This is a genomic window from Clostridium sp. HV4-5-A1G, assembly GCF_900184915.1.
In the GTDB taxonomy this organism is placed as follows: domain Bacteria; phylum Bacillota; class Clostridia; order Clostridiales; family Clostridiaceae; genus Clostridium_B; species Clostridium_B aromativorans.
In genome coordinates this window covers 1-3,707 of sequence record NZ_FXYI02000256.1, presented here as the reverse complement: position 1 = coordinate 3,707, position 3,707 = coordinate 1, and the positions used below count along the sequence as shown (strand labels likewise).

Here is a 3,707-nt window from a genome sequence, read left to right as displayed (position 1 = left end):
ATTAACTATAAGAATAAAATATTTATAGATGACAGATAATTCAGAATAATAAATTTATTTTTACATGATAATGATTACATTTAATGGCTTTAAATAATTATTGAATGTGCAATGGATTACATTATAGAAAATTTTTAGATAATTTTCTATTTGAGTATTGAACTAATTTTATATTTGTTTTATAATACACATGTAAAATAAAATATATGATTTTACTATGTGAAATTATATATTTTATATATCGTTTAAACGAAGATTAGAAATAAAACAATATTATTCAAAAACATGGTTTTGATTTTTAAAAAGATAAGGAGTGTAACATATGAAAATTATAGTTCCAGTTAAGCAAGTGCCTGAAACAAGCAATGTAAAAATGGATCCGGAAAAAGGTACTATTGTTAGAAGTGGTGTTGAAAGTATAATAAATCCTATGGATTTATATGCAGTAGAAACAGCTGTACAGCTAAAAGAAAAATATGGTGGAGAAGTTATTGCCTTATCCATGGGACCCCAGAGTGCTGTGGCCTCGATTAAAGAAGCAGTTTCTATGGGATGCGATGATGGAATATTGTTATCGGATAGAAAATTTGCAGGATCGGATACATGGGTTACATCATATGTTATATCACGTGCTGTAAAAAAGATAAAAGATTTTGATCTTGTAATTTGCGGTGAAAGAGCAACAGATGGAGAAACAGCTCAAGTTGGGCCGGGAATTGCATCTTTTCTTGACTTGCCTGTAGCTACATTTACAAGTGAAATAGTTTCCGTAAGTGAAAACGATATAGGTATAAAAAGACTTGTGGAAGATGGGTATGAACTTTTAGATATGAAATTACCTGCTGCGCTAACTGTTTCGAAGGAGATATGTGCTCCAAGACTTCCAAATTTTAAAGGCAAAATGAAGGCCAGAAAAATGGATGTTAAAGTATGGAATGCTGAAGATATAGAAGCTAAGGACGAATTTTTAGGGCTCAAGGGCTCTCCAACAAGAGTAGTTAAAATAGATAGCCCTAAAGTAGCTCGAGAGGGTCAAAAATTTGAAGTTAAAAGTGAAGAAGATGTAGATAAGGTTGTAGGAAATATTTTAAATTATCTGTCATCTAAAGCAATAATATAAATAAGTGTACAAGTTATTAATTAAACTTATTTTTTACTGTAAAAGAATATTTTAAATTATTAAAGTAGGAGGCATTTATATGAAAGAAATATGGACACTTGCGGAATTTAGATGTGGCAGTTTAAATAGTATATCTTTTGAACTATTAAATAGGGGTAAGGAACTTGCAAAGAAATTAGACGCACCACTTTCTTCTGTTATTATAGGAAATAATATTAAGACTGAAGATATCAATGAATTGATAGCAAGAGGTGCAGATAAGGTTTATGTTGTTAATGACAGCCATCTTGAACATTTCATCGTTGAATCCTATGCAAAAGTTTTAATATCTCTTCTTAAGGAATTTAAGCCGGATATATTTTTTGCAGCAGCTACGACTACAGGAAGGACTCTGATGCCTTACGTAGCCATAAAAATGAAAACGGGATTGACGGCAGATTGTACAGGCCTCGATATAGAAGAGGGCACAGGTAATTTACTTCAGACAAGACCAGCAATAGGTGGTAATATACTTGCAACTATAAAGACACCTAATACAAGACCTCAAATGTCTACGGTGAGACCACATTCAATGAAACCTATGGCAGCTGATGAAAGTAGAAAGGGAGAAGTTATAAAAAGAGAATTTATAGATGATTCCTCAGAGGTTAAGACCAAATTCATTAAATTTTTAAAAGATGAAACCCAACAGGTAGGTATACAAGATGCAAAAATTATTGTAGCTGGAGGCAGGGGATTAGGAAAGGCTGAAAATTTTAATGCTTTGGAAGAATTAGCAGAAATATTTGGAGGGGAAGTTGGTGCTTCCAGAGATGTTGTTGATAAAAATTGGATGACCTATCCTCATCAAGTTGGATTAAGTGGCAAAACTGTTTCACCTAATCTATATATGGCAATAGGCATTTCAGGTGCAATTCAACATATTGCTGGTATGCAAACTTCAGAAAATATTATAGCTATAAATAATGATCCCGATGCGCAAATTTTTAAAGTGGCAGACCTTGGTATTATAGGTGATTTAAATGAAATTCTTCCGCCTTTAATAAAAGGGATCAAAGAATATAAGAAAAAGGAGGCTTAAAAATGAAATACAATAAAATTACACCACAGATTATTGATGAGCTTATAGAAATTGTCGGAGAGAGAAATGTCATTTATGATAATGAAAATTTGGAGCAGTATTCACATGATGAAATAGCAGAAAAGGTTTATGCTCATATGCCAGAAGTCGCACTTAAACCATCAAGTGAAGAAGAGATCTCAAAAATAATGAAATTGGCAAATAAATATCTAATACCGGTAACTCCGAGAGGAGCGGGCAGCGGTTTATCTGGCGGAGCTGTTCCGCAATATGGGGGAATAGTAATATCCACTGAGAAAATGAATAAAATACTTGAAATAGATAAGGAAAACTTAATGATTGTCGTGGAGCCTGGAGTTGTAACAAATGAAATAAATGATGCGGTAAAAGAAGATGGATTATTTTATGCAGGTTACCCTATGAGCGTTGAGTCATGCTATGTAGGTGGAAATATAGCTGAAAATGCTGGAGGTGGAAAAGCTGTCAAATATGGCGTCACTGGAAGATATATTTACGGTCTTGATGTTGTAACGCCAACTGGTGAAATAGCTCATCTGGGTGGAAAAAGAGTAAAAGATGTGGCAGGCTATGATTTAATACATTTAATGATAGGTTCAGAAGGTACTCTTGGTATATTTACCAAGATATATATAAAGCTTATGCCTCTTCCTAAAGAAACAATAGATTTGCTTGTATTATTTAAGGATATAGATAGTGCAATAAGCATGGTTCCCAAAATAATGACTTTTGGAAAAGTTATACCAACTTCCATAGAGTTTATGGATGCGGCATCATTTGAAAATTCTTGTAAATACCTAAACGAAAATATTTCATCTGAAGGCTCAGGTGCAATGCTTTTAATTGAGTTGGATGGAAATAGTAAAGATGAATTGGATAATGAAAGTGAGATAATTGGGAATCTATGCATGGATAATGGGGCTATTGATGTATATATCGCAGATAATGCTACTACATCTGAAAGAATGTGGAAAATAAGAAGGAATATAACTGATGCATGGAAGCAGACAAATCCTCATGTAGTGCTAGACGATGTGGTTGTTCCAGTGTCCAAGATACCTGAATGTATGAGAAAAATGCAGGAATTGTCTAAAAAATATGATATTCCTATTCCATGCTATGGACATGCAGGTGACGGAAATCTTCATCCAAATCCTCATAAAAACCCAAATTCTACCTTGGATGAATGGTATGAAAAAATACCTAAATTGATGTCGGATATATATAAATTGTGTGCGGATCTGGGCGGTTCGGTTACAGGCGAGCACGGTATAGGAAATAAGAAAAAACCATATTTGAAATTTGTTCTGGAGCCTGTACAGATAGAGATGACAAAGAGAATAAAAAAGGCGCTTGATCCCAATCTCATCTTAAATCCTGGGAAAATAGTAGATATATGTGATTAGCTTAAAAATGAATTGACATATAAATTATTTTTACTTTAGTCTATAAATTATATGATTTTTGTACTCAAAGATATTATTATTA

At 33.1% G+C, this 3,707-nt stretch carries 3 protein-coding genes; all 3 read left to right on the top strand.

All coding sequences use genetic code 11. The features are described 5' to 3' along the window. The first annotated feature begins 322 nt into the window (after positions 1 to 322). The 3 genes from J5G60_RS17285 to J5G60_RS17275 all read left to right on the top strand — a co-directional run bounded on the left by J5G60_RS17285 (position 323) and on the right by J5G60_RS17275 (position 3,625). On the top strand, positions 323 to 1,120 hold the full coding sequence (locus J5G60_RS17285) for an electron transfer flavoprotein subunit beta/FixA family protein (RefSeq protein WP_150355342.1): 798 nt from the start codon (positions 323 to 325) through the stop codon (positions 1,118 to 1,120). A 79-nt stretch (positions 1,121 to 1,199) separates the two neighbouring features. After that, complete coding sequence (locus J5G60_RS17280) at positions 1,200 to 2,201, top strand: electron transfer flavoprotein subunit alpha/FixB family protein (protein ID WP_150355341.1); 1,002 nt, start codon at positions 1,200 to 1,202, stop codon at positions 2,199 to 2,201. Between the two features lie 2 nt (positions 2,202 to 2,203). Then, the gene (locus J5G60_RS17275) at positions 2,204 to 3,625 is read left to right on the top strand and encodes an FAD-binding oxidoreductase (RefSeq protein WP_150355340.1); all 1,422 of its coding nucleotides are present in this window, start codon (positions 2,204 to 2,206) and stop codon (positions 3,623 to 3,625) included. The last annotated feature ends 82 nt before the right edge of the window (positions 3,626 to 3,707 follow it).

Coding starts and splice junctions, on each gene's coding strand:
- J5G60_RS17280 (WP_150355341.1), top strand. CDS start 1,200: ATGAAAGAAATATGGACACTTGCGGAATTTAGATGTGGCAGTTTAAAT.
- J5G60_RS17285 (WP_150355342.1), top strand. CDS start 323: ATGAAAATTATAGTTCCAGTTAAGCAAGTGCCTGAAACAAGCAATGTA.
- J5G60_RS17275 (WP_150355340.1), top strand. CDS start 2,204: ATGAAATACAATAAAATTACACCACAGATTATTGATGAGCTTATAGAA.